Origin of the sequence: Microcoleus sp. N9_A1 (assembly GCF_036701795.1) — a bacterium.
GTDB lineage: Bacteria > Cyanobacteriota > Cyanobacteriia > Cyanobacteriales > Microcoleaceae > Microcoleus.
The window spans coordinates 1-3,581 of sequence record NZ_JAUBRI010000156.1 but is presented as its reverse complement, the minus strand read 5'-3'; the positions used below and the strand labels follow the sequence as shown (position 1 = coordinate 3,581).

Annotated in this window: 3 protein-coding genes and 1 riboswitch; all 3 genes read right to left on the bottom strand. The window is 49.4% G+C overall.

The annotated features are described in order from the left end of the window. Positions 1–290: 290 nt before the first annotated feature. Positions 291–1,001 carry a precorrin-2 C(20)-methyltransferase gene (locus tag QUA58_RS30985; RefSeq protein ID WP_333397962.1) on the bottom strand — a complete coding sequence of 237 codons (711 nt, stop codon included), beginning with the start codon at positions 999–1,001 and terminating at the stop codon, positions 291–293. After that, positions 998–1,627 carry a precorrin-8X methylmutase gene (locus tag QUA58_RS30980; protein WP_333246957.1) on the bottom strand — a complete coding sequence of 210 codons (630 nt, stop codon included), beginning with the start codon at positions 1,625–1,627 and terminating at the stop codon, positions 998–1,000. The genes QUA58_RS30985 and QUA58_RS30980 overlap by 4 nt, the downstream gene beginning before the upstream one ends. A 137-nt stretch (positions 1,628–1,764) precedes the next feature. Further along, positions 1,765–3,342, bottom strand: a complete 1,578-nt coding sequence (gene cobG, locus QUA58_RS30975; protein ID WP_333397961.1) for a precorrin-3B synthase — start codon at positions 3,340–3,342, stop codon at positions 1,765–1,767. 8 nt (positions 3,343–3,350) lie between these two features. Further along, a riboswitch (adenosylcobalamin-variant (AdoCbl-variant) riboswitch) is annotated at positions 3,351–3,430 on the bottom strand. Positions 3,431–3,581: the final 151 nt, after the last annotated feature.

The following is a 3,581-nucleotide window of genomic DNA, read 5'->3' as shown; positions in this document are numbered from 1 at the left end:
ACCCACTCACAAAAGCGTTCCCAGACGTTGGCGCTTTCGCGCTGCTGTAAGGTTGTTGTCATTTGTTTATGATTGCTGTATTTGGTTTTCAATGTTCGTGACGGCTTTGTGTTCCGCCATGTAAATAAACATAAAGCATATTCTAAGGTTTGTAAAGTATTTTAACAACAGATTAACTAATGAGAGGTATAAGCTTAACTGATCAATATGCAGAAAACTTGATAAATAGGTAAGAATGCACAAAAAAGTAGGTAAAGCCTGGAAGCGCGTCGCCTTCAGGCATGGAAATATTAAGATACAGACTTTTGCTGGCTAGGTATCATAATGAGAGCCCAATAGGGAACTTCAGCGGGATCGACATCTACGATCGCCCGAATTCGCTGATTAGGCATAGTTGCGCGTTCTATATACAGTGCTCGATCGAACTGTCCCAACTCAATCAGTACGTCCCGGACTTTCGCAAAATGTCGCCCCAGTTTAATAATCACAGCAGCATCAACAACCGCCAGTCGATCGCGCAAAACCTCAGCCTCCAGCGTCGCAGGCATAATACTTAACACATCGTTACGATAAGTCAGTGGCACTCCCAACGCAGCCGCACTCGCCATTGTCGAAGAAATTCCCGGCACAACTTCAGTGGTAAATCTCGCCGACAAGCGGTTGAATAGATACATAAACGAGCCGTAGAGAAAAGGTTCGCCCTCACACAGCACCGCCACATCCTGTCCCTCGCTCAGATGTGCGGCAATTTTCTCGGCAGCAATATCATAATAAGGTTGAGATGATCGCGTCGGACTAAAAGGCAGCGGCATCGGAATCTCAATTTGCTCCGGGCGCAGATAATCAGCGACGATCGCCCGCGCCAGCACCTTACCATTTTCCATCGCCGGATAGGCAATCACGGGCACCGATTGCAAAATCCGATAAGCTTTCAATGTGATCAATTCTGGATCGCCAGGGCCAATACCCAAACCGTACAATTTACCAGTAGCCTTAGTCATAATTCATCCTTTTTCGCTAACGCATTCACGGCCGCCGTTGCCATTGCACTGCCACCGCGCCGCCCGTGCAACGTAATAAATGGCACTCCCCGACTGTTGGCCGCCAGTTCGGCTTTGGATTCGGCGGCCCCCACAAATCCTACCGGGAAACCCAGAATTAAAGCCGGTTTGGGTGCTCCGGCATCCAGCATTTCCAGCAGTCGGAACAAAGCAGTCGGGGCATTGCCAATTGCCACAACCGCACCCTGCAAGTTGTCCAGCCATAAATCAAGGGCCGCGGCCGATCGAGTATTTCCGATTTGCCGCGCCAACTCCGGGATTTCGGAATGCCAGAGGGTGCAAATCACTGGATTGTCAGCGGGAAGGCGTTTGCGAGTGATGCCTTCGGCCACCATCCGGGCATCGCACAGGATGGGCGCACCTGCTGAGAGGGCTTGGCGTCCGCAGGTTGCTGCACCGGGGGAAGCTGCTAAATCTGTAACAATATCGGTCATGCCACAACTGTGAATTAGTCGCACTGCGACGGATTCTAAATCTGGCGGCAAGCTTGACAAATCTGCTTCGGCTCGAATTGTGGCGAAGGATTTGGTGTAGATTTCTGTTCCGTCTCGAATGTAGTCAATCATTGTTTAAAACTGCTATGGGAAGTTTGTTTGATTTGTGAAATAGATTTTTTGAATGAACCGCGAAGGAATAAATCTCAAGAGAGATAGAAAGAGAAATGCTTAAAATTTGTCTGTTTTTATGGGATATTTCTTCACTTTCAATTCCAATTTTCGCTGCTCAACAACTCCTGCAATTGGTCGAACGCCTGCCGGTCAACAAACTCACCAAATGACTCCACAGACTCTCGAAACCGCTGATACACCCGCAACATTCGCTCGATCACATCTGGCATCTCGATCGCACTCACCGCCTGAAAAATTGGTCGTCCGAAGGGCAAATCTTTTCTACCCGCATGAATGTTGTAACCTTCGATCGTCTCGTCTCCTTGCTCAATCTGAATTCCCACCAGCGTGATATCAAGTGGCTGATGCTGGGCGCAGGACTTTTCGCAACCGCTGAAATGAATGTTAATCGGCAGGTCGATCGTCAATTTTTGCGCTAAATCCCTCGCCATTGCTAGGGCGTGACTTTGAGTATCTGTCGCCGCCGACGCACAGCCGCTGCTGCCGGCACAAGCCACCAAGCACGAATCTAGGCGAGTCGCCGACGAGTGCAATCCCAAATCGGCGATTTGCTGTTTTATCTCAAAAAGCTGGGAGTTGGGGATATCAGAAATCAACAGATTTTGCCACGGCGTAAGTCTCAGGGTACCGCTGGCTAGATTTTGGGCTAAATTTGCCAAATTCCGCAGTTGCTTTGATTCTAGCCTACCGAGAGGCAGCGCAATTCCCATGTAGGAGAAATCCGGCTGTCGCTGAGGGTGGATGCCGAGATGTCGGGATTGTTCGATCGCCCTTGCAGATGAGTCGATCGAGCGGGCGGGCAAGATGCCCACCCCACAAGGAATTTCACTCTTCGCTTCACAGGCATCTTGCCTGTTTTTGGGAAAGGTGCAAGATGTGTATTGCAATACAAACGGCAAATTCTGCTGTACCCGTTCTAGATAACTTTCAACACCCCAATCTGCCAGCAGGTGACGCAAACGCGGTTTTTTGCCATCAATTCGAGGCTGATTTTTTGTGTATTCAAGATACGCTCTAGTCAGGGCGGCTAAGACTGAAATACATTGCGATTGTTGGATTAAAATCCCTGTATCGCTGTTTAAATGCAGCCGAAAAACGATTTCTGATTGGGTTGAACGCCCTTCAGCAGCTAATAAAATATCGTTGCGTAAATCGCCGATAGAAACCGATTCCCCGCCGTCGAAGCCAATACTGAACTTAGGCGAAAGTTCCGACAATTCGGGATGCGTTTGCAGGTAATCATCCCAAGCTTTGACTAGCGGGCGAGTATCCAGTAACTGCTGGCGATCGATCCCGGCTGTCGGACTTGCCATAATATTGCGAATTGGGTCAACTTCAACGCGGCGAGACGCTATCCCCAATTCCTGCAAGCGGTTCCAGATTTCCGGGGCAATTTCCGAGTTCACTTCTCGGATTTGCAAATTTGCCCGATTCGTCACTTGCAAACAGCCGGTACTGTATTGATCGGCCAAATCGGCGATCGTCCGACACTGCTGCGCGTTTAAAATTCCCCCCGGAATCCGCATTCTCGATAAAACTCCGTCTCGGGCTTGGGAACCGTAAAATAAACCCGGACAAGTCGGCAAATCAGTCAAAGCTAACAAATAATCTCCTCCCCGTGCTACGCAGGGAATCCAAAAGTAAACGCCCACAAAGCGCCCCCGAAATCGGCATTCTGACTTTTACAGTTGCGGCACAGCGCCGGAATAGCACCGGACTTTCCCGCTTTCAGGTTTTAGAAAGGTATCACGAGCTGACCCACAGAAAGCAAAAGCCTTAACTTTCTTAACAAAACACCTGGCGATGGCGTCGGACCCCGCAAGCTACGGGCATCTCTCTGGTTTCATCAGCTTTCCTGATGACTTCTATCAGTTTAACTGTCGCTCAACCC

Coding starts and splice junctions, on each gene's coding strand:
- QUA58_RS30985 (WP_333397962.1), bottom strand. CDS start 1,001: ATGACTAAGGCTACTGGTAAATTGTACGGTTTGGGTATTGGCCCTGGC.
- QUA58_RS30980 (WP_333246957.1), bottom strand. CDS start 1,627: ATGATTGACTACATTCGAGACGGAACAGAAATCTACACCAAATCCTTC.